The organism is Bacillus pretiosus (assembly GCF_051294775.1).
Lineage (GTDB): Bacteria > Bacillota > Bacilli > Bacillales > Bacillaceae_G > Bacillus_A > Bacillus_A wiedmannii.
This window is the reverse complement of sequence record NZ_JBPPHF010000672.1, coordinates 1-279: the sequence shown is the minus strand read 5'-3', so window position 1 is coordinate 279 and position 279 is coordinate 1. Positions and strand designations below refer to the sequence as shown.

The 279-nt window shown below is 31.9% G+C and carries 1 protein-coding gene; it reads right to left on the bottom strand.

Translation table 11 applies throughout. The features are described 5' to 3' along the window. Positions 1–279: lipoprotein BA_5634 family protein (locus ACSG5Z_RS32635; RefSeq protein ID WP_435713013.1), on the bottom strand; the 279-nt coding region annotated here is incomplete at both ends.

Below are 279 nucleotides of genomic sequence, written 5' to 3'. Positions count from 1 at the left end.
ACAGTAGCGAACCCTCTTTTGGGAATTTCGGTAACGTATTTACAGGTATATAATTAGAGCCATTGTCTCGTTCACGAAAAACTTTAGCTTTAATCAATGCTTGTGCTGTAGACTCATTTAAAATTAATACCTGTCCGTTTCCAACTTTACCTTTTTTTACAGAAAATACTTCATTTTCTTTCGTAATTTCCTGATAACGATTAATAATTGGTGAAATTTTATTTTCATCTCCAATGATTAATATACCGGTTGCAGGAAATAGATTCTCCTTTTTAGAAC